Origin of the sequence: Riemerella columbina DSM 16469, assembly GCF_000374405.1 — a bacterium.
Classification (GTDB): Bacteria; Bacteroidota; Bacteroidia; order Flavobacteriales; family Weeksellaceae; genus Riemerella; species Riemerella columbina.
Genome location: NZ_KB894236.1, coordinates 1 through 24,540 on the forward strand (window position 1 = coordinate 1; position 24,540 = coordinate 24,540).

The following is a 24,540-nucleotide window of genomic DNA, read 5'->3' on the forward strand; positions in this document are numbered from 1 at the left end:
GAGGTGCGAAAACCACAGGATTTACACTCATAACATTCTTTGTCTCTNTTCCAATAATGTGTTGTGTTAGAGCATTTTTTGCAAACCACTCCATGCTTGTCACGCTCTTCTTTGAAATGCTTACGACAACTCTGCTCATCTCCAAACTCAGCTGTAAAAGTAAATAAGTTCATACGGATTATNTTCTAAATTTAGTGCAAAGATAATACTTATAGGTGTAATTAAGGATATTCAATTAATTATTTTATCGAAACCAATTCACCAACAAATATAAAATATAAATTTAAAAAGAAATGAAAGTTTTTTGGAAAATTAAAAGATAATCTTTAATTTCGAAAAACCAAAAAAATAAAATATGAAAAACCAAGCATCTTATGTACATGGAAAGTCCGATATTCCATTGTTAGGCGATACCATAGGCGAAAATCTAAAAAAAACGGTAGAAAAATACCCCAATCACGAGGCTTTGGTGGTTTCGTATCAGAATTATCGTGCCACTTACCAAGAGTTTTACGACCAAACTACTCAGGTTGCCAAAGCCCTAATTAATTTAGGAATAAAACGCCAAGATCGTGTGGGAATTTGGGCACCCAACCGCTACGAATGGGTACTTTTGCAATATGCCACTGCCCGAATTGGTGTGATTATGGTCAATATCAATCCTGCGTATCACACTTCGGAAGTAATTTTTGCCTTAAACCAAGCAGAAATTAGTTGTGTATTTGCAGCAAGCCAATTCAAGTCGAGTAACTACAAAAAAATGTTAGAGGATGCCCGCGAATTCACAGAAGTATTAAAACACAAATTTTTCTTTGAGGACAATTGGCAAGAATTCCTAAAAGGCGCCGAGAAAATCAGCGATGATACCTTAGCCGAATGGGAAGCAAAAGTACAATTCGACGATGCCGTAAATATCCAATACACCTCAGGAACTACGGGCTTTCCCAAAGGTGTAACCCTGTCGCATCACAACATTCTCAATAATGCTTATTTTATAGGTATTCGATTGAATTACAGTGATAAAGACCGCGTGTGTATTCCCGTACCTTTTTACCATTGCTTCGGTATGGTAATCGGGAATTTGGCGTGTACCACCCACGGTGCAACGATAGTTGTGCCCAATGATAGTTTCGTTCCTGATATTACTTTAGAAGTCGTTGAAAAAGAGCGATGCACTTCTTTATATGGCGTGCCGACAATGTTTATTTCCGAACTTCACGAAATGACCAAACGCGACTACGACCTATCTTCACTTAGAACGGGCGTAATGGCAGGTGCTCTTTGTCCGCCCGAAATTATGAAAAAAGTAGAAGATTTGATGAATATGAAAGAAGTAACCATTTGCTACGGAATGACGGAAACTTCCCCCGTTTCTACCCAAACTAAAATCGGAACACCTTTCGAAAAGCAAATCCATTCGGTGGGAACCATTCACGACCATTTGGAAATCAAAATCATCAATCCCGAAACGGATGCTATTGTACCGCGAGGTGAGAGTGGTGAACTTTGTACACGCGGTTATTCCGTGATGATTAAGTATTGGAACAATCCCGAAGCCACCAAACAAGTACTTGATGAAAACCGTTGGATGCACTCGGGCGACCTTGCGATGATGGACGATGAGGGCTATATCCATATCTCAGGACGAATCAAAGACCTGATTATCCGAGGTGGCGAAAATATTTCACCTAAAGAAATTGAGGACTTTTTATATACCTATCCTAATATTGTCGATGCACAAATCATCGGTGTGCCGAGCGAAAAATACGGCGAAGAAGTGATGGCGTGGATCAAAATACGCGAAGGATGTCAAATCACAGAAGAAGAATTAGTGGACTATTGTAAAGGAAAAATCGCCCATTACAAAGTCCCTAAATACTGGAAATTTGTTGATGAATTCCCGATGACCATCTCAGGAAAAATCCGAAAAGTAGAAATGCGCGAAATCTCTGTAAAAGAACTGGGATTAGGATAAAGGAATTTTTATGCCGAGTAAGTAAATCATGGAACTTATTTCCTATAAAAAATCCTAAAGAAATTAGTGGTCTTTAGGATTTTATTTGTTTAACTTCTTACGAATTTGGCGACACTCTCCAACAACTGCGGATGGTCTTCTAAAGCAATTTTAGCAATGCTATAAAACTCTTTGACCCATTTTTCTAAATCGGAAAAGGCAGCGTCTTTTTGCTTGGTAGTATCTTGGTTTTCTCCCTTTTCTTGGGTGTAGGTAGCGTATGCTTTTTGTGTTTTTTCTAATTGTGTGATTTGTGCTTCTACACTACTTTCTGTGATTTTCAATCGGTTGAGTGGAGTTAACAAAGTGCTGTCCTCCTTCAGACTTCGGTAGAAAATACTTACCTCATCTAATAACTTTGCCATTTGGCGTGAGCTTTGCCCCTTGATGCGGAGATTTTTAAGCGTTTCGGGCTGGTCTTTGTAAATGATTTTAGCCTTTTTGCGGTCGGTTTTGTAAGTGTTGAGTAAATTTTCGAATTCGGTAGAAAACTGAGCATAGGCGGCGGTTTCTTCTTGCCCCTCTTTAATGTTTTTCTGATACACCTCTTTTGCCTTGTCGTAAAGGGCTTTTCCTTTTTGCACTTCTGCCTCATCGTAGCCGTAATCGGCGAATTGCGTTTTTAGTTCGGTTTGGGTGTTGAGGTTTTCAAATAGAATACCGTAATCTTGCAGGGTCTGTTGGTTGGAAAAATACTTTTTCATAGGAATAAAATTTTATGATTGTTGTGTAAATATACTGATTTTTATCATAAAATCTTTCTGTTTCTTAAAATTTTCTTATTGCAATTGCATTTTTACCTGTTACATTTCTATTTCTACTCTTTACAATTGGGTTTTCCCCCGTTGCAATTGCATTTTTACCTGTTACATTTCTATTTTCCCCTTTTACAATTGCGTTTTCCCCCATTGCAGTTGTATTTTCCCCTATTACACTTCTATTTCTCACCTTTACAATTGCGTTCTTACCTTCTACGGTGGTATTTTTCCCTGCTGATTTGTGGTTTTTCCCTACTATTGCTTCCTAATGGTTTCCAATTTTTCGTTATTTTCCTGTAAGTACCACCACTTCCATCCGTTGATGTTTGAACCGACTGCAAACTTTATAGCTCCACTTGGTGAGGACAATTCAATGGCTTCTTGTACTACCCATTGATTATCTATCTGTTTACAATGCTTTTTGAGTAGCTTTTCCCTTTGTCTTTTTTCTTTTGCTGAAAAACTTGGGACAACATCTGTAGCTAATATACTATTAGGTAGAATGGTTACTTTTTCTGATGCAGAGTAAAAATGTGCTTTTACATCGGTATTTCGTGCAGTAGTGTATATCTCAATGGCTTTTACTGTATCGGGAGTTACAGTCTGTACCTCTGGGGTTGCGCTGTTATCAGCTTCCTCACTATTCGTATTACTCGTTTGTGTTTCGGAAGGACTTGGTAAGTGAAGCTCATCGCTATAGGCTTTTATCTCCAGTATATGAGCAAATAATTTTCTAAAATGTTTAAAATCTTCTTTTTCAAATGTTCTAGAGTTTTCTGCGAGTATATTTTTAGCATCCTCCAAAACTTCTTTTGAGTATTCTTTTATTGATTTATTGGTAGTTTTACCAATCGTATTTTCTACAGCTTTTTTATAGGCGTTTTCCCACTCTTTATATTCATACATTAGTTCTATAGGGCAATCACAATTTTTATTTTCTATCTCTGGAAGAGTAGTGGCAAAATAATTATCATTTGGCTTTTGGTTTTCTTTTATTTTAACGAATAATTTACCTTCAATTTTTGAGTAATCATTAGGATTTTTGAACTTTTTAAGAATATTTTCCTCTCTATCAAATAGACCTATATAAACTTTGGTCGATTCAAACTCACTCTCATAAAGCCCTCTTAAAAAGGGCTGAATATTTGTTTCTGAATTAAGTTTAAATATTTCAAAATCAAGATTCGGAAATTCATCTTTTAATTTATTAAAAGCATTGCTAATATGTTGTTTATCATGTTTACCCTCTACCAAAAGTATGATGTCTTTTTTAGAAGATAAAAAGTTATTTTGCTGGTGTTTGTTCCAAAAATCATCTGTGAGATTGGTGATAATTTCTTGTCGGTCTCTGTCTTCAATTTTACCACTGTTGAGCATATATACATTCTCATCTTTCACACATTGGGTAAGTGTAGGCGAATGTGTGGTGATAATAACTTGTCGGTTGTGCGAGTAAGACTCAAAGCTTTTAACGATTTGCTCTTTATTATTGATGTGGATATGAGCATCGGGCTCGTCTAAGATAAAAAGGCTGTCTTCTTGTGCTGCATATTCCAAAGCGGCTTTAATAAGAAGTAGTTTCTTTTCTCCCTCACTCAAATCATCTATTTCTAAATTTTCATAATTAAATTTGATAATGATGTTTTCCAACATTTTCTTTTTATCTGGTGTAAAGGCAATGTAGAGGTATTTATATACATCATTCAAATTATAGTTGTTGTGAATGATTTTTTTTAATTCCTTGATAGAATATTCACTTTTGGCATCAAGTATTTTGATAAAGTTTTTTACTGAGCTTTCACTATAATTGTCATAGTTTTTCGGATTAAAAACAAATTTTATCGAATTTATCTTTTGAATGTTCAGTATTTTATTGCAAAAATTTTGTGTTTCTTCCGAATCAGAAAGTAAGAGGCATAATAGCGAAATATGCCAATAAAATTTATTGATAAAAAGCATTTTGGGTAGTTGAACAAACCCACCTAATTTGGAAGCATCAGAAGCGTTGATATTTTTTATGTATTCAAAGTAAAGTGGTGCAAAACTGTCTTTCCATAGTCGGTCTGCTTCTCCGCTATAAATGGCAACTACTTGTTTGGGTAATTCTTCGGTGATGTCTGCTTTGTGATTGCCATCGACTTTTGCAGTAACGGAAGAGTTCTTTTTTTCGATGGAAACGGTTTTGTTACCTGCAATTTCGTATTCTAACGAAAAATTAAACGGAATATTTTTTTCTTTTTTGTTATAAAAGTGATAAAATATGCCGCTAACGGCTTCTAATAAATTACTCTTTCCGCTTCCGTTGTTACCTATCAATGCGATTAGATCTGAATTATGAACCAACTCAGCATCGAGATTTTTATAGTTTTGGATATGTAGTTTCTTTATTTTCATAACTTAATTAAATAGGGCTTGTTCAAATTCTTGCTCGGCTTGGTGTTTTAGGGTTTCTATCCGAGAATAAAGTTTTTGCTTCTGCTTATTAAAAAGCCCTATTTCATTTACTATATTCTGCTGAATATCTAATGGAGGTATTATTATTGGTGCTTGTAAATATTCTTGTCCGTTAATATTTGGTTGTCCAGCGACTCTTTGATTTGAAATGACCCATTGTTTAAATAAATAAGATTTTGTATATACAAATATATATTCTGGTAGAACTATATCAGCGTTTAGTCTATATCTTACTAAATACCCTGCATAAATTGCACGGCCATATTTTTCTTTAAATAAAAATGTTTTTCCTACAGTGTTACCTGAGCGAGCAATTAAAAAATCATTTTCTTTTAATAGATATTTTTCTTCTACAAATTCAGGAGAAACGAACTCTTTGTTCAGTGTTCCATTATCATTTATATCTGTAATTCTAATATAACGAGTATCTGATTTCTTTTTAATGCCTTTTACATTTGCTCCATATGTAGGTTTCCCTAATACAATATCTCCGAATTTAATAGGTTTATATTTATCTCCAAATGTTTGATTTTTATTTACCCATATATCCCATCTATCTAAATCTTTAAACTGAAATATTTGTAATCCCTTTTTTATTGAATTAACTTCTTCTTTTTTCTCAATTCCCAGCTCATTTAAAAAGTACTTTTCAATCTCTTGTTCTAAGTTTTGGGCTTGTTGTTCTAAATCTTGGGCTTGTTGTATTTTTGTTTGGTAGGCTTTTACTATGGCTTCTTGCTCGGCAAGGCTTGGTAGTGGGATTTTTATTTCATTTAGTAGTTGGTCTAGTTTAATATATTTTCTGTTAGTAGTACCTGTAACAAACCCATCAAGATAATTGATAACCCCCTTAGAGGTAAAAAGTAATTGTAAAAAGTCAATATTGATTTTTGTTGTATCGATTTCAGCAAAAGTCATATTTGTAGAACCTACCCCCTCTGCCATATCATCTTTAATAACTCCAAATGCACCATTTTTTGTATCTACTTTACACCAAAATAAATGATTTGGTTTTGCTTTATAATATGTTCTCATTTTTAGAGTATTTCCTCTTACAATTCTATTTGAAAACACTCCTTTACCATATGAGCGAACCCCTAATATATTATAAATTTCATTATCTTTAATTTGTATTTTCTTTATAGTTGGCTTTTTTAAAAAATATCCAAATAAAACCAACGGATAAGAACTATTAAATACTCCATTTTTATTTAAGAAGAATTTGACATCCCAACTTTCCATTTTTGTCAGTTGTACAAAATTCAAATATTTATAATCAACGGTTTGCTTCATATCCAATTAATTATAAAAAATTTCGGGTTCTGACACTATATTATCATACTCACGCACTCTACTGATGCGGTTTTCTTCCACAGGATAAGTAATCTTTTTTAGAGGAATATCCCATAGTTTATGAGTTTCTCTATACTTTTTAAAATCTTCTGCTAAAGGGATTAACTCATTTTCTATCTCTGCTCCCGTAGTGCTTATACCCGCTTTTTCTACCTCTGCTATAGGGACTTGGTAATTAAAATCAGCCTTTATTTGTGCTTTTATTTCACTGGCAATGGTGGCTTGTATTTGTTTGAGTTCTTCTTTTAGTTTTAGTTTTTCTTCTCTTAATTTTAGTTTTTCTTCTTTGGACAATTCTTTTTTTATTTTTAGTGCTAATTTATCTTTTATAGCTTGGGTTTGGGGTTTGTATTTTTCGGTAATTTCTTTTTCTGCTTTTTGGGCAATTTCATTATAATGTTTTGCCTCGTCTTCGGTAAATTTCTTGAAGAATAGCAAACTGGGTTTTACCGTTGCTCCACTGGCGATAAAAACATCTTGCGGAATAGAAGTAATCAATAATATTTTGGCTTTACGCTCTACAAAATCTCTTATCTTCTGCAAGTTGGTATTATTCAAAACACCTTCTGGCAAAACGATACCCATTCTTCCGCCTGGTTTTAATAAGTTTAAACACCTTTCCAGAAATAACACCTCTGTAAGCGTACTCATACTGCCTGTTTCGTATAAACTAAGTAGCGGTTTGTTTATGTTTTTATTGACTTGTTCCAATGCTTTATCATAAGCATCGCCGTATCTGTCTTGATATTTTTTTATACGTTCTCTGTCTGTATATTTATCTGCCTCGGTGATTTTAAGTGATTTTTCTACTCTGCTGCCAAAAGGAGGGTTGGTTAGAATAACATCAAATCGATTTTCAAAAATCCCATTTACATTTAATAGCCCATCGTTATGATGAACTCCACCGTGTCCGTCTCCGTGCATAATCATATTCATCTTGGCTGTTCGGCTCATTCTTGGGTTGGCATCGGTACCAAAAATACAATCATAACTCAACTTTCGTATTCTACTCTTGGGGTTGTTGATGTCTAATTCTGTATTGAGTTTCGTAAATAAATCATTTACAATCTGGTCTATCTGTTCTTTTTTCTTTTCATTAGCCTTTTCGTAAGTTTCATTATAGTATTGCGTTTTTATTTTTTCTTTTGCTTGATGTATTTCATTCTCAATTTTGGCTCTTACATATTCAAAGGCTTTAATCAAAAAGCCACCACTGCCACAACAGGGGTCGCACATTACCTCTTCTTCTTGTGGGTCGAGTACTTCTACCATAAAATCAACAATGGTTCGTGGGGTAAAGAACTGCCCGAGCTCTCCACGGAAAGTTCTCCCCAAAAACTCCTCAAAAGCAATCCCCTTTACATCGTCTGAAGTGGTTGATAGATTGTATATTTCTAATTCTTTGACAATGGCTTCAAAACTGTTTTCTCTGATACGAATAATTTCGTTAGGTTCAAACAGGTCATCATCTTTAAAATCTTCTTTGGTTTGTTCAAATAAAAATTGATAGAAATCTTTACCCTCTTTTGGTTTATATTTCTCATAACTGGCTTTGTCTGCCTTAAAGGCTTCTTCTGAGAAAATTTGATTTTCAGAATTATTTCTTTCGTATCGGATTTTTATAAATAGAATTTTACTGATTTCATCAAAGGCAGCCTCTGGAGAAAGTTTATCGTTATTACGAATAATATTGTGGCATTTGAATAATAGTTTTGAGAACTCGTCTCTGGTAAAGGCTTTGGTTTGTTTCAATAGTGAATTGATTTTCTTTTTATCATTCACAATTGAAGCATTGGGAATATTCACCACTTCTTCTAAGAGCTTAGGGATTTTTCCCTTTACTACTTTAAAAATTTTAGTTTCTTTGAGGTTTGTTGTAACAAAGAAGTCAGCCCCTGCCCAAGCGGCATAATTATATCCTTGAAAATAATCCTCTTCTCTAATAGTGATATGCTCGGCTTTGCATTCCACAACAATAATAGGGCTATTACCATCTATCTTGTCTTGCCCATTACGCCAGACTACAATATCTGCCATAGCACGCCCTTGTCCTCTTTGGGAATTATTAACCTTAATTTCCTGCCCCATTTGCTCGACTGTAAACCCATAGTGATTAATTAATCGGCAAATAAACTTCTGCCTTACTAACTCTTCAGGTTTTAATACAAGCCAAACATCTTTACCTTTTAGAGGAGCTTTTATTTTATTATTACTTATTTCTATATCTATTTTCATCTCGGATTATTGTAATAAGATTGTGAAAAATATTTACCGAAACAAAGATACCATTTTCCTTACCATAAACAAGGATTTTTCACCATACATAATGTAAAATTATCTTCAGTTTATCAGACTTAGTATTTCTTTCGATCATAAAAAAGCCCCTCATACGAGAGGCTTTTAGCATTATAAAGTAGAAAATTAAAAATCGACATCATCGGCGATATTGCCTCCTTGTTCGGCGGCGAATTTTTTACCGTATTCTTCGGCGAATTTATGTTGTTTGCCAATCACGCCTGTGGTAAAGGCAGGGCTGGTAGCCCATTTCATCGCGACGCTTTGGAAGTCGCCAATGGATAGTCCGTAGTTTTCGCGAAGCCATTGTGCACCATCGATTCCGTATTCGTAGGCGGCTTGCATAGCTCCAGCTAACTCAGCGTAGAAATCAATATCTTCGTTGATGCGTGCTAAATTCTCTGGATTGGCAGGTGTAGATGAGTCGCTTTCCATATTTTGGAATTTAGGGTGCGAACTTGCCGTAGCAAAATACTGTCCGTACAAGCCTGCAATGGTAAAATCTGGGTCTTGCTCCATTCGTTTTATCCATAGTTGGTTGGCTTCGTCCCACTGTGGGCGTTCTACGCCTAAGGCTTTGGCTACTTCATCTTCGGTGGCTCCACTTGCCATCTTGGCTGCTGCTGCGGCGTAGTCTTCTAAACTAATGCCGTGAATGGGTTGTAATAACGGATTGTTTTCGTCGAACTCTACATACTGCATCATTACGGATTCGTTGCCATAATCGTAATCGTCGTAGTCCTCATCCTCATCTTCTTCGAAGTAGGTGTCTGAAAACTCATTGAGGGCTTCTTGATATTTGACAAAATTGTTTTGAAAGCCTTTTTCGATTTTTTCAAATACGGGTACTACCGAGTTTTGGTCTAAGGTTTTGGATTCTAAATCTCGGAACATTTGCTCCCACGCATTTACTTCTTTGCTCATAGCATCAATAAAGTGCTGGGCTTGGTTCATAAGGCTTGCATCGCCTTCGTATTCGCCTAAGTTGTCGATGTTTTCTTTGTTTTCGGCGGCAACTTCTTTGAATTCTTCTATCAGTTGATAGGTGGCTTCTTTGTCGCCTTGTGATGAGGCTTGACTAATGGCATTGATATAGCCATCGACAAAGTTGGTATAACAAATGATTTCGTTATAATATTCTACCTCGTTGTCGTAGGAGCCTTTGGCGTAGTATACTCCTTCTTCTTCGTTCCAGCCGCCTTGAAAATTTTCGTTGCTCATAATTGTTGTTTATTAAATGATTAAATTGATTAAAAAATTAAATGATTTTTTGTTGAGACCCTGAATCTAGTTACCATTGACATAAATCGTACTTTATTGGTAAAAAAGAACTTACATTTTGTCGTCCTGAGTGTAGTCGAAGGGCGTTCCTCGTGAAATTTCATATATAAGGCTTCGACTACGCTCAGCCTGGCAGCATTGATTGTCATCTTCAATTTTTTGGAATTGTAAAATTTCCGAAGGCTCAGGGTGACAATGCGTGAAACACTCCGCCGATTTGTGGCATTCCTCTTTGAAGGAGAGGGATGTTGACCGGTGCTACGCGTGAGGGCGGAGGGCATTGTTGGAACTCCTTTTTATGGCTTTCCTAAAAAGCCATAAAAAGAGTGACTGCCCGTAGACCGACCCTCTGCTTTTTCCTTAAAAAAAGGCAGAGGGGCACGCCCAAATAATAATTATCCTGATGGTTAGGCTTTTGGATTTTCTCCGTATTCGTTAGCCGTTGGTTCTCCCTCTTGAATAGCAAGAATAAGGCTGTAAATTGGAATGAAAATAAACCACCCTGGCTTACCTACATCATGCATTCTTCTGAATCCTATCGCGATAGAAGGAACGAGTACGGCTAAAGAATACAAACTCCCTACAAAAGAAAGTTTGATAAGTCCGAAAATAAAGGTTATCACAAAGGAAATGATAACATTAAATAGGACAAAATACCAAAACTCGGCTCTTCTGGCGCGCCCGCTGAATGCGGCATACTTGTTCTTGATGACCTCTACGAAATACTTGTTGAAATTCTCTTTCATAATAAAAATATTTAAAAAATTAATAGTTACTTATTCTTGTATTTTTTCTTCCTCTTCTTCATTTTTTCCGCCAAATGCACTGCTACCAATGAAGTACAGGGCGATGACTACTAAGAGTACGATTTTGCCCCAATGTCTTCCAAAAAAACCTAATTGTACTAATTCGTCGGCTGGTGGGAGGTTGTTTTCTTGAATGATGGCTTGGATTTCTTCTGGTGAGATCTCGTAGTAGATTTCTTTGTTGATGCTGCTTAGTCCTACTAATTCTGGCTCGTCGATAATCCAAACGGGCATCCATGCGATATGGAAGTATTTGTATTTAATGCCGAGGTCTATGTATTCTCCTGGGCGGTCTTGGTAGTCCTCGGTATTGGGCAAATCTGCCACAACTTTTAACTTCTCAACCGTACCAATCGGGATGATTTTTGCGGCTTGCACTTGATTTGTGAATAATCCTGTGACTGCTAAGAACAGTCCTAAAAATAATTGTTTCATAGTTGATTGAATTTTAAATATTTACTCTACTACTTGTTGATTTTAAATTTGTTTTTTCCTTGTCAGGCTGATAGTTTTCCCTTCGACTTTGCTCAGGGTGACACCGACTTCGCTCAGGGTGATACGCTCACTATGACATTCTTTTTGTCAGGCTGAGCGGAGTCGAAGCCCTTACTTCTTATTCTCAGCGGCGATTTCTTTTAGGATTTGCTCGCTGTCTACGGGTTCATTGCCTAAGAAAAAGTTGTAACCGATTATCATAAATTTTTCTTTGATGCCGTTCTTTTCTACAGTGACCAAATTGTAGGTGTCCCTTCTTGCTCGTACTCCATCTTTTGAGATTTGAATATGCTTGGCATCGGTGAAACTCATCGACTTGACTTCCTTTACTTCGGATAATTGATAGACTTTGGTCGGGCGGAAATATTTTTTTAAATACAATTGATTGTCCTTGATTTCTGCCTTGCACATCGTGAACTCAACCCATAAGAAAAGGATGAAAATGGTTAAGAATATAAGCCCGAAAATGATGGTTTTGATCGTGCTATGGTCGCCACCCATTAGGATAAAGAATAAGATGGCAAATACTGGGGGCATGAAAATAAGTCCTGCCCAAAAACTCAAATCGGTGTACTTTCCGTGAAGTTTTACATTTGGATACTGTTTCATAATAAATTGTTTTTTGTTTATAAATTATTGAATTGTTTTATTGTTTGTTCTAATCGCTGATGGTGTTGGTGGTAGGTATCGGTATATTTGTCAAAGTCGCCGATATGCTCCAAAAATCCGAGTGAGAGGGCTAACAATTGTTGTTTTTCCCAATATTGAGGGCTGTCTTTGGTGATGTTGGCTATCGGATATTCGTTTTCAAAGCCCAATCGCTCGAGCAAATAGATGTACAACTCGGATTTGTAGGTAAATTTGTTCTCAGTATAGGCATTCACATCATCGCCGATTTCTCGGTAAAAGACTTTTGTGTCTTCCTCTTTCATAATGGGCAGTATGCGAACTTTCTCTAACCAAACCATCGCTCGGTAGTGAAAATACGCCCAAAGGGCTTCTTTTTCCTTATCGCTGTTGAGCCTCAGGTCTTCGTACTGTTGTTCTAAATCTTTATGGCGTTCTTCGCCAATATCACGGGTGTAAAATCTAATATGTTGCATATTAGAGCCAGGTACAAAGGTGTTTTGCGTTTGGCAATAGTCGCAACGGATATAGGTGGACACAAAATAGAGTTGCTTAATCTCTATCGGGGCGCCACATTGGGTGCAAGTGAATGCGTTTTTTACCTCCTCATACTCCGCCAAGGCTTTTTGCAAATAGACTTCGTTGCTGATTTCTTTTACCGTGCCAAAAATTTGATCTTCTTTGGCGTACATTTCGGTTCGGAAGTCCTCGAATAATTTGGTGATTTCCTGAAATAGGGTTTTATAATCGCTCGTAGCATTCACACCGATATTTCTTTTGGGTGAAATTTGCTTGTCGTACACCTCGTTTGCCTTTTGAATCAAGGATTTGAACTGATTGACGATGCCTTGTTTGAAGTTTCCATATTCTCGCTTGTAGCGGTCTGGGTCTTCATCATAGACCGACTGCACCACGGGCAAAACCTCGTCTTCCAGCTCTTGAGCTTTGGCTCTGAGTTTTTGTAAAAATACTTGCGAACGCTCTTTTAAGGCTTGTAAGTTTTCCATACTCTATGATTTAAACGGACGCGAATTGTCCTCGTCATTTATAAAAATTCCTTTGTCCATCTTTTTTTCTATAAACTGAAAACCACAATAAGCACAATGGGTTACGCCCTCGTGCTTGGCTCTTCCTGCTCCACAATTAGGGCAATCTAGGGCAGCCACTTCGGCTTTTTTCTCTACAAACTCGCCACCATATTTCTGCTGTTGCTTGGCTTTGAGTTTCATTCGCTCGACCATTGATAATGGTTTTTTGTTGGGGGCTTCTTGCATATTTTTAGTTTCTTTATTTATAATTTTTCATCTAAACCTCCAATACACCCTCTTTGAAATGATGATGCTTAAGAGAGGCACTCGAAAATCTGGATATAAAATCAGGGGTCTTTTGATACTCTTTCTTAGGCGTAAAATAATCCTTTTCTATCGTCCATTCATACACCGAAATATCAATGGGATATTCAGTTAAAATACCGCTTACCTTATTTGTTTCAATCCATACCAAAGCCTTTTCTTTGGTAGAGAATACCGCCGATGGAAAACCTGCCTGATTCCCTTGAAATATCCATATATAATCTATTTCTTTCATCTTACTTTTTAGTTTCTTAGTCTTCGACTACGCTACCATTGACATAAATCGTATTTTACTGATAAAAAGGGACTTCCATTTTGTCTTCCTGATAGTTCGTTTCTCGACTACGCTCGAAATGACACGCTCACTAGGACATAAGTCGAAGGGCGTTCCTCGTGAAATTTTGTATATAAGGCTTCGACTACGCTCAGCCTGACACGCTTTCTACTACATTTATATTCCGCATTGTTGCAATTCTATTTTTTATTATTACAATTGCATTCCGCATCATTGCAATTGTATTTCGCATTATTACATTTATATTTCGCATTGTTACAATTGCATTTCGCATTACAACATTTCTATTTTTCATCGTTACAAATCCATTTCGCATTGTTGCAATTCTATTTTTACCTGTTACATTTCTGTTCCTTCCCTTCGACTACGATCAGCCTGACACGCTTACTATTATATTTCTATTCCTCTCTAATCTTCTATGATGTTAGCGTCTTTAATTTTGCCTCCACCTCCTTCACTCTATTTAGCCAAAAATCAAATCCTTCTTGGTTGGTAACCACTCTTTTTTTATAATCATTAGCAACCCTGACTAATTCCCACCAATTTTTATCACTATCTTTTAATCTTTCTTTCTTGTTGGTGGGTTCTACACGATTTCGCCAAAATTCTAAATTAGATAAATAATCGGCTTTGATACATTCAAAATAACGGATAAGTGCTTCTTTATCACGAGGAATATATCCCGGACCTGAGCATCCACAAGAGTGAAAGGTAATTCCCACTGAATACAAATCTCTCAAATGTTCCCACGCTTTGGCATCGTTCATTTTTGGGGATTCAAAATCCAATCCCATATCTGCCATTAGCCCACCACATTGGGGGCACTTTGCCTCTACGGAATCTTCGTAATCCAATTCTCTATTTACATCTTTTAACAACCTTCTTTTAAATGTTTTCCTACATTCAAAACAAGCATAATGCGATTTGTAGACTGTCATAGCATATCGACACATAGACTATAATTTTATAATGATGCTATAATCTCCGCTTTCTTCGCCTTAAATTCCTCTTCATCTATCAAATCATTGTCGAATAAGGTTTTGAGTTTTTGTAATCGGGCGGCTAAATCATCGGTAGAAGAAGCGTTATTGTTCATTTGATTATTATTTGTGTTTTGTGTAGCGGATTGGGCTTGTTGCATTGCTCCCATCATCGCTCCCATAGCGGCACCTTGTTGCATTCCCGTTTGCATAGGCGAACCGTCTTTGCCTACGGCTTTTGCGGCTTGGAATTTGGCGAATTTGTCCATATCGCCAATCATATTCATACTCGTTACCTCATCGTAATGTTTGGTTACTTCTGATGGAAGCGTTGCCGAACTGATGGTGAACTGCGTAACCTCCACACCCAAATTCTCAAAATAGGGGGCTATCAAAGGCGTAATCTTCTCGCTTAAATCGGATAAATTCCCTGCCAAATCCAAAATGGAAATTCCTGAATTGGATAACACTTCGGCAAATTTTGGGGCGATAAAATCTCGTAACTGATATTCTAACTCAAAAATAGTCAGTCTTGGGAAAGTCCCTGCGTACTCTCTAAAGAATTTTGCCACATCTTTGATTCGTACATTGTAACTTCCGAAGGCTTTTACTCGCACCTGCCCAAACTGACTATCTCTAACGATAATAGGTGCAGGGGTTCCCCATTTCAGGTTGACAAATTGCGTGGTGGCAAAATAGTACACATCGGCTTTGAAGGGACTTTCAAAACCGTATTTCCAACCTTTGAGTTTGCTCAATATCGGTATGTTCTGCGTTTTGAGTGAATGCGTGCCGGATTCAAAAATATCAGCAATAGTTCCCTCGTTGAGAAACATCGCTTTTTGACTTTCGCGTACTACGAGTTTTGCTCCGTTTTTGATTTCCTTATCAGTATCGCATATTTTTACCATAAGTAGATTCGGGTTTTCTGCTACCCACTCGATGATTTCTAAAAAGGGTAATTTTGAATTTGGATCTGCCATAGTATTTTCGATTTATTTCCAAACATAACCAATAAATCTTTTAATCGTATAAAATTAGCGTCTACAAAGTGTCTACAATAATTATAAAACATTGATATTTAAATAGTTTTAGACATATCAAGTATAAAAGTATAGTTATATTGTCAGCGTAAAGAAAATATGATTTATAAAAAAACAAGTCTTAGGAAAAAGAGTCTTAATTAGATTTTTAATGTTTACTGAAATAAGGTAAATCAATTTTTCTGCACCATTTTTGCTATCCTATTACAGATTATGTAAGCCAACAATTAAAATGAAACACTTTGCGGAATTTATCAATGCGGTGGATACTACCAATAAAACGACCAACAAAATCAATGCGTTAGTGCAGTCTTTTGAGGAGGCGGATGAGCGGGATAAGTTGTGGCTTATCGCTTTGTTTACGGGTAAACGACCGAAGCGACCCGTGAAAACTTCGCTGTTAAAAGCTTGGTGTATGGAGATTACGCAGTTGCCCGAGTGGTTGTTTTTGGAGTCGTATAGCCGTGTGGGAGATTTGGGCGAAACGATTTCGCTATTGTTGCCCGAACCTGAGCATACCATTGAAAAACCGCTGTACCAATGGATGAACGAAATCAAGCAATTGTATCGTGCGAGTGAGGAAGAAAAGAAGGCATATGTTTGCGAGGCGTGGAATGGACTTACGCAGCAAGAACGCTTTATTTTCAATAAGTTAATCGGTGGGAGTTTTCGGGTAGGAATTTCTAAAAAAACATTAGTTAATGGTTTGTCTAAATATTCGGGAATCGAACCCAACCAACTGATGCATAGCATTATGGGTAAATGGGAAATGGGTGGTATTTCGTTTCAAGATTTGATTTCGGGTAAACATATCAATTACGATGATTCTAAATTGTATCCCTTTTGCTTGGCGTATCCGTTGGATAAAGAGCCCGAAGCATTGGGTTCGCCGAGTGAGTGGCAGGTAGAATATAAATGGGACGGTATTCGTGGGCAAATCGTTCGCCGAAATGGGAAAATTTTTATCTGGTCGCGCGGAGAGGAGTTGGTCACACCGCAATTTCCAGAATTGGTAGATGTGCTTTCCGAGATTCCGTATGATTTTGTAATAGATGGCGAAATCCTACCTTTAAAAGACGGCAATGTATTGTTATTTAATGATTTGCAAAAGCGACTCAACCGCAAAAATGTGAGTCCCAAACTCCTAAAAGAAGTGCCTATCGGTTTTTATGTATACGATTGTATGGAGTTTGAAGGCAAAGATATTCGCGAACAACCGCTGTCGTATCGCAGGGAAATTTTAGAAAAAATCATTACACCTCATATCAACCAAACACTGCAATTATCGACTATTTTGGAGTTTAGCGATTGGGAAAAATTGTCTGAATTACAACAAGATGCGCGTTTACTTAATTCGGAAGGGTTGATGCTCAAACATTTGCATTCGCCTTACCATACGGGTCGGAAAAAAGGCGATTGGTGGAAGTGGAAAGTAGAACCGCTTACCATCGATGCGGTGCTGACCTATGCTCAGCGTGGGTCGGGTCGCCGAAGTGGCTATTATACCGATTATACTTTTGCCGTTCGCAATGGCGATGCTTTGGTCAACATTGCCAAAGCCTATTCTGGATTGACCGATGAAGAAATCAAAGAAGTCAGCCGATTTGTACGCAACAATGCCATTGAAAAATTCGGTCCCGTCCGTACTGTAAAACCCGAGTTGGTCTTTGAAATCGCCTTTGAGGGTATTGCCCTAAGCAACCGCCACAAGTCTGGAGTTGCCCTTCGCTTTCCTCGTATCAAACGCTGGCGAAAAGACAAAACCATTCAAGATATCGACACTATCGAAACGGTTAAAAGTTTGATTTTTACGGAGTGAGTAGTAAATATGAAAGTTGATTATTTTGCAAGGTTTATCAAGTTAATAACCTGTTACCCTATCATCTTTTAACTTTCACCTACCTTAAACGCACCTTTTAATTTTCATTCCTAAAATCTGAAATCTTTTTTAATCTTTCAATCATTAAATTTTAAATCTGGAATCTTAAATCTTAAATTTTTTCTTGGGCGTGCCCCTCTGCCTTTTTTAGGGAAAAGACAGAGCGTCGGTCTACGGGCAGTCGTTCTTTTTTTGTCACATTTCGACTACGCTCAATGTGACAAAAAAAGGAACTCCAACAATGCCCTCCGCCCTCACGCGGGTGGAAGAGATATTTTAAATCTATTATACTTTAGTAACAGAGTGCTCGAAAATAAAAAAACTAATAAAATAATTTTTGTGGCCAAGAATTTTGTATCTTTGCTTAGAAAAGAACACATTATCATTTAAAATATTAATTTATATGTCTCAAAAATATGATTGGTTAATAAAGAAAACACCTCGCTCTGTAGAACAACTACGTCTATGACCTGAAAATCCTCGATTAAATCCAGAAGAAAATCATTTGACCTTAAGAGATTTTGCAGAAGATTTAACTGAAGATCCAGCCGATAGAAAAGATTTTTTTGAATTGGTAAAATCAATTGTAAAAACTGATTTTGTACCTGCAGATCCAGTCGTTGTATGGAAAGATGAAGAGAATGGGAAGTATTATGTCGCAGAAGGTAACCGTAGACTTGTTGCACTAAAGTTATTAAGAAATCCAGATAAAGCACCAAAGTCAATTAGAAGTTTTATCAGAAAGCAATCTAATAAATATGACTTATCAAAAATTGAAAAAATCTATGTGAATGTAGCTCCTAGTTTTGAGGAAGCAGAATGGTATATTAACCAACGTAATAGTTCCTCTTCTTTACAGAGAAAGTGGACAAGAATACAACAACAAAGATGGATTAATAGCTTATATGATAAGTATGGAGGTGATTTAGATAAAATTTTATCAATTACGAAGATGGATAAATCTGAATTGGAAGGCTTTATTAGAATTCTAAAAATAAGAGACTTTATAAAAAATCCTAAAGTTAAAAATGAACTTACTGATGAAGAATTTGAAAAAGCTAATTCATATAAATTCCCTATTACAATTTTAGAAAGAATATTTAATTTTACTGATACCCGTGAAAAATGGGGAATTGAATATAATGGTACTGATGTTAATATTATTTCGAATAAAAGTAGTTTTTTCAAACTATTTTCTGAATTGATTAAACGTATAGTTAATAAAACCGATGGTAATATCAATACTAGAATAAATAAAGAACACTTGCCTGCCATTTTTGATAGCTTACCAGAAGTGACTTTTGAGCCTAATGAAGAAAATCCTATCGAAATTAGTGATGATAAAGTTGATAATAATGATGATAAAGTTGAGCCGATTGAATCATTTACGAAGTCTGATACACCTAAGGATGACAAACCCGCTATTAAGGAAAAAGACTTGAAAGGGGATCCTAATAGAAATAGGGTTTTACTAAGTATATACAAATTAAAAACTGATAGTTACAAATTACATAAACTTTTTGAAGAATTTAAGGTAATTCCTACAAATAAGTATCCAAATCATATTTCAGCCGCATTCAGAGTTTTTCTTGACTTAGCAGTTCTAAAATTCATAGAAACAGAAGGTTTAGAATCTGAAATCTGTTCCCAATACAAAAGTGGATTAAAAGAAATCACTCTCAAAAAAAGACTAGAATTTATTAAGGCAGGAAAAGCAAACAATGAAATCAAAATTAAAATAAATAAGTTATTAGACCCAAGTCAAGAATTTACACTTGATGTATTAAATGGTTATATTCATGGTCAAGACTCCCACTATACAGAAAAGAAGTTTCTGAATAGGTTTTGGGATTTTTTGTTTCCAATATTTAATTTTTTGTTAGATATTAAAGAGGAGGATAAATAATGTTTTACTCACCATTAAGATATCCAGGCGGAAAAAACAAACTTTCTGCATTTATTGCAAAAATTTGTATCGATAATAATGTAAATGGGCATTATGTTGAACCATATTCAGGTGGCGCTTCTGTTGCTTTATTTTTATTAATTGAAGGTTATGTAAATCAAATTACAATTAATGATAAAGATAGGTCTATCTATGCTTTTTGGTATTGTGTATTATACAGAACGAAACAACTATGCGAAAAAATTGAAAATGCTCAACTGAATATAGAAGAATGGCGAAAGCAAAAAAAAATTCAGACGAATAAAGATAAAGTAGATTTGCTTGATTTGGGTTTCTCTACATTCTATCTTAACAGAACAAATCGTTCAGGGATAATAAATGCGGGTGTAATAGGTGGAATTAAGCAAAAAGGTAATTACCTTATGGATTGTAGATTTAACAAATCAGAACTTATCCAAAGAATAAAACTTATTGCTAAACATAAAAAAGATATAAGACTTTATAATAAAGATGCAATTGAACTGATTGATATTATACAAGAGGAGGCTAATAATGATAACATAATATTTTATTTTGATCCACCTTACTATTTAAAGGCCAGTACACTTTATATGAATCATTATGAGGATAAAAATCATAAACTAGTAAGTGATAAAATCAAATCTATAAGAAATATAAAATGGATTGTTTCCTATGATAATGTTTCTGAGATAAAAAATTTATATTCTGATTGTCAGACGAAAGAATTTTCTTTCAAACACACTGCCTATGAAAGTAGAGTAGGAAAAGAAATATTATTTTTTAGCAATAATATAATACAACCAAATATAAAAGATTATGACCCTATTCGATTTAAAAAAGTTAAACAGACTATTGACATTGTTTATAATGAACCTGCATAAACTATCTCTATATGTTTTTATCTCTAATAACCTATTTTCTATCCATCTAAATTCTATATCCATCAAGAAAACCAAAAAAATATGCAACAAGGATTTAAAATTATCGGAATTTCCACACATACAACCAACATGAACAACCAATCAATGGAAGATTTGGGAAAATTATGGAAAAAGTTTTATACAGAGAATATTTTTCGGAAAATTCCTAATAAAATTTCAGAAGATATCCTTTCTGTTTATACAGACTACAAAAGTGATTATAAGGATGAATACACCTCTATCATAGGTGTATCTGTATCATCACTTGATGAAATTCCAAATGGAATGGTTGGTAGAGAATTTCCCTCCGAAAAGTTCCAAAAGTTTACAGCCAAAGGAGCAATGCCTGAAGCGGTGGGCAATATATGGGCAAAAATCTGGAATAAGGACAAAGAACTCAACAGAAAATATAGTTACGACTTTGAGGTTTATGGAGAAAAATCACAAAAACCCTCTAATGCAGAAGTTGATATTTATATAAGTGTCAAATAAAAGTAACAAACACCAACACTACCATAAATGTGTTGGTATTTGTTATTTAGAACATCCGTCCCAAAACCTCCCCCACAGCCTTTCTCACGCCGATACCAATCAATCCCACATCATTATTGGCAATACGAATCCCTTGGATCGTTTGTCCATGAAGTTTTAAGTTTTTCAGAACGCCATAACGCTGAGAAACCACACTCAAATCAGGGAAAGTCACAGCAAACGCCTGCGGATTGTAGAGTTGCAAAATTCGTTCGTTGAGTAGGTCTTTTATCAAAGGTAAAGCATCGTTGGTATGCGCCATCGCATCAAAATCAAAAGTCGGTCCCGTACCATTCAGAATTGCATCAACTGATACCTGTTCGCCCTCTTTGGTCGTAATCGTAAAAACATCTTTTTCTTTTACAATCGTATCTGTATTCATCCACACCTTCGCCTTTCCAGAAGTCAATGCCCGTTGTAGTTTTTTGGCACTTTCGAGCGGCATCGGGCTTTTAATCAATTGGAAAACAGAACCATATTCTCGGACAAACGCCTCTTGTTCCCTTTTCGTCCACCAACTAAACACCGTTGGATAGTTGTCGTGATATTTCAAAATAATATACTGAAGCAAAGCGGACTCTTCCAAATGCGCCAACTGACGCTCAAAATCCTCTACGGGCGACACCTGTTTTTGCGGTAACAATACTTCCACATCCAGCTCAAAATGAGCAATATCTTTACAAATCGCCTCCTTCAACGCCTCATAACCAAAAGGCGATTGAGCAAATAGCGCATCCAAATGAGGCAATTCCCTTTCCATTTCCTTCCCGCGAATCATCGGAAAACGCCCATCTTCCGACAGAAAATGAATCGTTCCCTCATACCCATATTTATCCAGAAAAATAAAGAAATCAATCGACGCCAAACCCGTCCCGATAATTCCAATCTGCGGTGCTGCCAACAATTCAGACTTAATTTCCGAAAGCGGATACGGATTTCCATAAAAACCCGCCTTACCCTTCAACTGATACGGGTCGCTATACGGCAACTGACCAAAACAAAGATGCACCACCTCAAAGCCCACAAAACACTGATTACCAGTACACAAATCAAATACATCATCCCGCACTTCCAATCGCTCAACACATTGATAATGAATACGCGTCCGCTCATCTTTCAGCAACTCACCCAACAATTCGTGGCTATATTTCCCAAAACGCATTCGTGTAGTATATCGTTCATTCACCTCGTTTGGATAGTGCTTTTTCAACCAATTTTTATAATGCTGTTCCTCACCCGTCAGCGACATTTTTTCCTGTGGCTGATTCAGCAATAGCGCCTCATCATCAGGCACAAACGGAAACCCATACCCCGTCTGATTTTCCTTATCAAACAAATGAATTTCAAGCGATTGTTCCGTTTTCAAATACTCATATAATACTTGTATTCCTGCCATTCCAGCCCCTACGATGGCAATTTTTCTATCTTTTTTCTGATGTGTCATCCCCCAATTTCTAAATTAAAAAACGAAGATACTAAAAAAATCGTCTGTCAACTATTTTTACCATTATAATTTTATAGTTTTAACTTATGTCTTTATTACCTTTTAAATAATTGAATATCAAATTGATTATAATGTTAATTATTTCATAAAATATATTTTTGCTATTGTATATTATTTTTAAAAAGAATAAATTAGCACCTTAAATTTAAATTATTAATGTTATGATGAAAAAATTCAAATACACTTTCACAATCTTATTTTTATTGATTACCTGTACTATATCTGCTCAACAGTACACAAGCAATGCTCAGGATTTGAATCAAGAAGGAGCTTTGAGGTTAGCCGAACAAGCCAAATTAGAGGCTCAGAAATTAAATAAAAATGTTTCAGTAGCAGTACTCAATTCCTCGGGAATTACACTTTTGTTGCTAAAAGGCGATCATGTAGGACCTCACAATACAGAAGCCTCTCGCAGAAAGGCTTACACTTCGGTATCTACCAAAAATGCCAGTTGGGATTTGATGAAAAAGGCTGCTGCTGACCCTACTGCTCAGAATTTGAATATCCTGTCGGAATTATTACTATTAGGCGGTGGTGTACCTATTTGGAAAGATGGCGTTTTGGTAGGAAGTATCGGTGTATCCGGAGGTGGTGGCGGCGAAAACGACCATAACATTGCCAAAAAAGCCGTAGAGAACTTAGGATTTAGTACTTCTAAATGATTAAATTTGGTTATTTAGGAGGGATATGGCACAAAAAAACTAAAGCAATGGAAAAATACACCAAACTATTAGATAAGGTAAAAAAAATCATAGCATCTCAACAGTCTATCAATGATAAGTTACAAGAAATCTGTGAGTTACTACATCAAGAAGTTGACTATTATAATTGGGTAGGCTATTATTTTGCCAATCATACAAACAAAACCCTTCATTTAGGACCGTATGTAGGTGCCCCAACTGATCATACGATTATTCCATTTGGAAAAGGTATTTGTGGGCAAGTTGCCGAATCAAATCAAAACTTCGTTGTACCTGACGTCAGCGCACAAACCAATTATATTGCTTGTAGCCTTACTGTAAAATCCGAGATTGTAGTTCCTTTATTTGTTAATGGTGAAAATGCTGGACAAATTGATATCGACTCTCATTATATCGACCCTTTTAGTAAGAAAGATGAAGCATTTTTGGAGCAAGTCAATCAATTAGTAGCCAAACTTTTTGAAGTCAAACCTCATCTCTTAGAAGATTTTATTTGATCAAAAACTCCATAGAGATTCAAGTATAAAATGAGTATTTAATTATGAAAGCATTTATTTCACTTATTGCATTATTTTTGACCTTTATGACGGCAAATGCTCAATCCAAAAAACTATACGAACCTGTATTGACAGGCGATATGGCAATGAAAATAGCACAAAAAGCCTTTGACGAAGCCAATAAAAGCGAATACTTCATAAGTGTTACCATTGTGGATCAATCAGGGCAAACACTTGCTGTACTTAGGCATCACAATGCAGGAGTACACACCCTAAGAGCAAGTTACAAAAAAGCCTTTACTGCCACTTCTCAAAAGAGAGAAACCGCAGAGATTGCTCAAGGGATAAAAAACGGAACCATCCCTGAAGATGTACGCTATTTAGATGAAAATATTTTGATGTTAGACGGTGGCGTACCTATTTGGATTGATGGAAAAGTGGTAGGAGGTATCGGCGTGGGTGGTGCTCATGGTAGTGAAGACGTACGAATCGCAAAATTAGGAATTTCTGCCATTGAGTTAAACACTAACGAATAATTAAAAAATTGAATATCCGTTTTTATACCTAATTTCCTGTTATAGCAGCTATAATCACCCTATCGAATAATCGTTCTCCAAAATATCGCCTATTTAGCTTGTATACAAATTCATTTAAGTATAATTGAAGATATTTGCCTTTGATTTTGTGGTAATTACCTAANAAATTTCGTTTCGCATTACTTATAAATATATGAACCCATCGCAATGTCTCCTTTGTGGTTTCTTTGCTTGATTTTTCAGTCACATATATTTCAACATAATTAGATATATCAACATAGGAAGTACTTTT

The 24,540-nt window shown here is 36.0% G+C and carries 25 protein-coding genes; 8 read left to right on the forward strand and 17 right to left on the reverse strand.

Features of this window, described 5'->3' with window-relative positions:
* Positions 1–173, reverse strand: a 173-nt coding sequence (locus C237_RS14550; protein WP_185095101.1) for a transposase, incomplete at its 3' end; no start/stop codon positions are given.
* Positions 174–355: 182 nt separating this feature from the next.
* Here C237_RS14550 and C237_RS0106405 point away from each other — a divergent pair.
* A complete protein-coding gene (locus C237_RS0106405) occupies positions 356–1,975 on the forward strand; it encodes an AMP-binding protein (RefSeq protein ID WP_018675674.1) in 1,620 nt (539 codons plus the stop codon).
* A gap of 89 nt (positions 1,976–2,064) precedes the next feature.
* On the opposite strand, the gene C237_RS0106410 is transcribed toward C237_RS0106405, so the two are convergent.
* The 14 genes from C237_RS0106410 to C237_RS0106480 form a co-directional block, all read right to left on the reverse strand.
* Positions 2,065–2,718 (reverse strand): PQLLE family protein, encoded by a 654-nt coding sequence (locus C237_RS0106410; protein ID WP_018675675.1) that lies wholly within the window; start codon positions 2,716–2,718, stop codon positions 2,065–2,067.
* 64 nt (positions 2,719–2,782) lie between these two features.
* Positions 2,783–2,962 (reverse strand): hypothetical protein, encoded by a 180-nt coding sequence (locus C237_RS13020; protein WP_018675676.1) that lies wholly within the window; start codon positions 2,960–2,962, stop codon positions 2,783–2,785.
* A gap of 65 nt (positions 2,963–3,027) precedes the next feature.
* Positions 3,028–5,166: a DUF4357 domain-containing protein gene (locus tag C237_RS0106420; RefSeq protein WP_018675677.1), complete on the reverse strand. Its 2,139-nt coding sequence runs from the start codon at positions 5,164–5,166 to the stop codon at positions 3,028–3,030.
* Between the two features lie 3 nt (positions 5,167–5,169).
* Positions 5,170–6,519 carry a restriction endonuclease subunit S gene (locus tag C237_RS13025; RefSeq protein WP_018675678.1) on the reverse strand — a complete coding sequence of 450 codons (1,350 nt, stop codon included), beginning with the start codon at positions 6,517–6,519 and terminating at the stop codon, positions 5,170–5,172.
* Positions 6,520–6,525: 6 nt separating this feature from the next.
* Positions 6,526–8,814: a type I restriction-modification system subunit M gene (locus tag C237_RS0106430; RefSeq protein ID WP_018675679.1), complete on the reverse strand. Its 2,289-nt coding sequence runs from the start codon at positions 8,812–8,814 to the stop codon at positions 6,526–6,528.
* 186 nt (positions 8,815–9,000) lie between these two features.
* Entirely contained in the window at positions 9,001–10,095 is a 1,095-nt protein-coding gene (locus tag C237_RS0106435) for a DUF6620 family protein (protein ID WP_018675680.1), read from the reverse strand.
* Positions 10,096–10,562: 467 nt separating this feature from the next.
* Complete coding sequence (locus C237_RS0106440) at positions 10,563–10,901, reverse strand: DUF805 domain-containing protein (RefSeq protein ID WP_018675681.1); 339 nt, start codon at positions 10,899–10,901, stop codon at positions 10,563–10,565.
* A gap of 30 nt (positions 10,902–10,931) precedes the next feature.
* Positions 10,932–11,396, reverse strand: a complete 465-nt coding sequence (locus C237_RS0106445; RefSeq protein WP_018675682.1) for a hypothetical protein — start codon at positions 11,394–11,396, stop codon at positions 10,932–10,934.
* 171 nt (positions 11,397–11,567) lie between these two features.
* Positions 11,568–12,065: a hypothetical protein gene (locus C237_RS0106450; RefSeq protein ID WP_018675683.1), complete on the reverse strand. Its 498-nt coding sequence runs from the start codon at positions 12,063–12,065 to the stop codon at positions 11,568–11,570.
* A gap of 17 nt (positions 12,066–12,082) precedes the next feature.
* A complete protein-coding gene (locus C237_RS0106455; RefSeq protein WP_018675684.1) occupies positions 12,083–13,090 on the reverse strand; it encodes a hypothetical protein in 1,008 nt (335 codons plus the stop codon).
* Between the two features lie 3 nt (positions 13,091–13,093).
* A complete protein-coding gene (locus C237_RS0106460) occupies positions 13,094–13,357 on the reverse strand; it encodes a hypothetical protein (protein WP_018675685.1) in 264 nt (87 codons plus the stop codon).
* Positions 13,358–13,388: 31 nt separating this feature from the next.
* Positions 13,389–13,670, reverse strand: coding sequence for a DUF7710 domain-containing protein (locus C237_RS0106465; protein WP_018675686.1), 282 nt, complete (start codon positions 13,668–13,670; stop codon positions 13,389–13,391).
* Between the two features lie 476 nt (positions 13,671–14,146).
* A complete protein-coding gene (locus tag C237_RS0106475; RefSeq protein WP_026315534.1) occupies positions 14,147–14,683 on the reverse strand; it encodes a hypothetical protein in 537 nt (178 codons plus the stop codon).
* A gap of 11 nt (positions 14,684–14,694) precedes the next feature.
* Positions 14,695–15,693: an SPFH domain-containing protein gene (locus tag C237_RS0106480; RefSeq protein WP_018675689.1), complete on the reverse strand. Its 999-nt coding sequence runs from the start codon at positions 15,691–15,693 to the stop codon at positions 14,695–14,697.
* A 292-nt stretch (positions 15,694–15,985) separates the two neighbouring features.
* On the opposite strand from C237_RS0106480, the gene C237_RS0106485 reads away from it, so the two are divergent.
* From C237_RS0106485 to C237_RS0106500, 4 genes are all read left to right on the forward strand, one after another.
* Entirely contained in the window at positions 15,986–17,572 is a 1,587-nt protein-coding gene (locus tag C237_RS0106485; protein ID WP_018675690.1) for an ATP-dependent DNA ligase, read from the forward strand.
* Between the two features lie 565 nt (positions 17,573–18,137).
* Positions 18,138–19,538, forward strand: coding sequence for a ParB/Srx family N-terminal domain-containing protein (locus C237_RS0106490; protein WP_018675691.1), 1,401 nt, complete (start codon positions 18,138–18,140; stop codon positions 19,536–19,538).
* On the forward strand, positions 19,538–20,440 hold the full coding sequence (locus C237_RS0106495) for a DNA adenine methylase (RefSeq protein ID WP_018675692.1): 903 nt from the start codon (positions 19,538–19,540) through the stop codon (positions 20,438–20,440). Before C237_RS0106490 ends, C237_RS0106495 begins: the two co-directional genes overlap by 1 nt.
* 81 nt (positions 20,441–20,521) lie before the next feature.
* Positions 20,522–20,971 (forward strand): GyrI-like domain-containing protein, encoded by a 450-nt coding sequence (locus C237_RS0106500; RefSeq protein WP_018675693.1) that lies wholly within the window; start codon positions 20,522–20,524, stop codon positions 20,969–20,971.
* A 46-nt stretch (positions 20,972–21,017) separates the two neighbouring features.
* Here the strand turns inward: C237_RS0106500 and C237_RS0106505 are convergent, their stop codons facing one another.
* Positions 21,018–22,454, reverse strand: coding sequence for an FAD/NAD(P)-binding protein (locus C237_RS0106505; protein WP_018675694.1), 1,437 nt, complete (start codon positions 22,452–22,454; stop codon positions 21,018–21,020).
* Positions 22,455–22,678: 224 nt separating this feature from the next.
* Here C237_RS0106505 and C237_RS0106510 point away from each other — a divergent pair, with 224 nt between their 5' ends.
* From C237_RS0106510 to C237_RS0106520, 3 genes are all read left to right on the forward strand, one after another.
* Positions 22,679–23,176 (forward strand): GlcG/HbpS family heme-binding protein, encoded by a 498-nt coding sequence (locus C237_RS0106510; RefSeq protein WP_018675695.1) that lies wholly within the window; start codon positions 22,679–22,681, stop codon positions 23,174–23,176.
* Between the two features lie 47 nt (positions 23,177–23,223).
* Positions 23,224–23,712: a GAF domain-containing protein gene (locus tag C237_RS0106515; RefSeq protein WP_033398742.1), complete on the forward strand. Its 489-nt coding sequence runs from the start codon at positions 23,224–23,226 to the stop codon at positions 23,710–23,712.
* A gap of 86 nt (positions 23,713–23,798) precedes the next feature.
* On the forward strand, positions 23,799–24,248 hold the full coding sequence (locus tag C237_RS0106520; RefSeq protein ID WP_425413728.1) for a GlcG/HbpS family heme-binding protein: 450 nt from the start codon (positions 23,799–23,801) through the stop codon (positions 24,246–24,248).
* Positions 24,249–24,276: 28 nt separating this feature from the next.
* Here the strand turns inward: C237_RS0106520 and C237_RS0106525 are convergent.
* Positions 24,277–24,540 (reverse strand): transposase (locus C237_RS0106525; RefSeq protein ID WP_018675698.1); only part of this gene is annotated, 264 nt, incomplete at its 5' end.

Excerpts from the sequence above, each read along its gene's own strand:
- C237_RS0106475 (WP_026315534.1), bottom strand. The coding sequence starts at position 14,683 with ATGTGTCGATATGCTATGACAGTCTACAAATCGCATTATGCTTGTTTT.
- C237_RS0106500 (WP_018675693.1), top strand. The coding sequence starts at position 20,522 with ATGCAACAAGGATTTAAAATTATCGGAATTTCCACACATACAACCAAC.
- C237_RS0106440 (WP_018675681.1), bottom strand. The coding sequence starts at position 10,901 with ATGAAAGAGAATTTCAACAAGTATTTCGTAGAGGTCATCAAGAACAAG.
- C237_RS0106405 (WP_018675674.1), top strand. The coding sequence starts at position 356 with ATGAAAAACCAAGCATCTTATGTACATGGAAAGTCCGATATTCCATTG.
- C237_RS0106510 (WP_018675695.1), top strand. The coding sequence starts at position 22,679 with ATGAAAAAATTCAAATACACTTTCACAATCTTATTTTTATTGATTACC.
- C237_RS13025 (WP_018675678.1), bottom strand. The coding sequence starts at position 6,519 with ATGAAGCAAACCGTTGATTATAAATATTTGAATTTTGTACAACTGACA.
- C237_RS0106450 (WP_018675683.1), bottom strand. The coding sequence starts at position 12,065 with ATGAAACAGTATCCAAATGTAAAACTTCACGGAAAGTACACCGATTTG.
- C237_RS0106495 (WP_018675692.1), top strand. The coding sequence starts at position 19,538 with ATGTTTTACTCACCATTAAGATATCCAGGCGGAAAAAACAAACTTTCT.
- C237_RS0106505 (WP_018675694.1), bottom strand. The coding sequence starts at position 22,454 with ATGACACATCAGAAAAAAGATAGAAAAATTGCCATCGTAGGGGCTGGA.
- C237_RS0106465 (WP_018675686.1), bottom strand. The coding sequence starts at position 13,670 with ATGAAAGAAATAGATTATATATGGATATTTCAAGGGAATCAGGCAGGT.
- C237_RS0106420 (WP_018675677.1), bottom strand. The coding sequence starts at position 5,166 with ATGAAAATAAAGAAACTACATATCCAAAACTATAAAAATCTCGATGCT.
- C237_RS0106410 (WP_018675675.1), bottom strand. The coding sequence starts at position 2,718 with ATGAAAAAGTATTTTTCCAACCAACAGACCCTGCAAGATTACGGTATT.
- C237_RS0106430 (WP_018675679.1), bottom strand. The coding sequence starts at position 8,814 with ATGAAAATAGATATAGAAATAAGTAATAATAAAATAAAAGCTCCTCTA.
- C237_RS0106460 (WP_018675685.1), bottom strand. The coding sequence starts at position 13,357 with ATGCAAGAAGCCCCCAACAAAAAACCATTATCAATGGTCGAGCGAATG.
- C237_RS0106515 (WP_033398742.1), top strand. The coding sequence starts at position 23,224 with ATGGAAAAATACACCAAACTATTAGATAAGGTAAAAAAAATCATAGCA.
- C237_RS0106455 (WP_018675684.1), bottom strand. The coding sequence starts at position 13,090 with ATGGAAAACTTACAAGCCTTAAAAGAGCGTTCGCAAGTATTTTTACAA.
- C237_RS0106480 (WP_018675689.1), bottom strand. The coding sequence starts at position 15,693 with ATGGCAGATCCAAATTCAAAATTACCCTTTTTAGAAATCATCGAGTGG.
- C237_RS0106435 (WP_018675680.1), bottom strand. The coding sequence starts at position 10,095 with ATGAGCAACGAAAATTTTCAAGGCGGCTGGAACGAAGAAGAAGGAGTA.
- C237_RS0106445 (WP_018675682.1), bottom strand. The coding sequence starts at position 11,396 with ATGAAACAATTATTTTTAGGACTGTTCTTAGCAGTCACAGGATTATTC.
- C237_RS0106485 (WP_018675690.1), top strand. The coding sequence starts at position 15,986 with ATGAAACACTTTGCGGAATTTATCAATGCGGTGGATACTACCAATAAA.
- C237_RS0106520 (WP_425413728.1), top strand. The coding sequence starts at position 23,799 with ATGACGGCAAATGCTCAATCCAAAAAACTATACGAACCTGTATTGACA.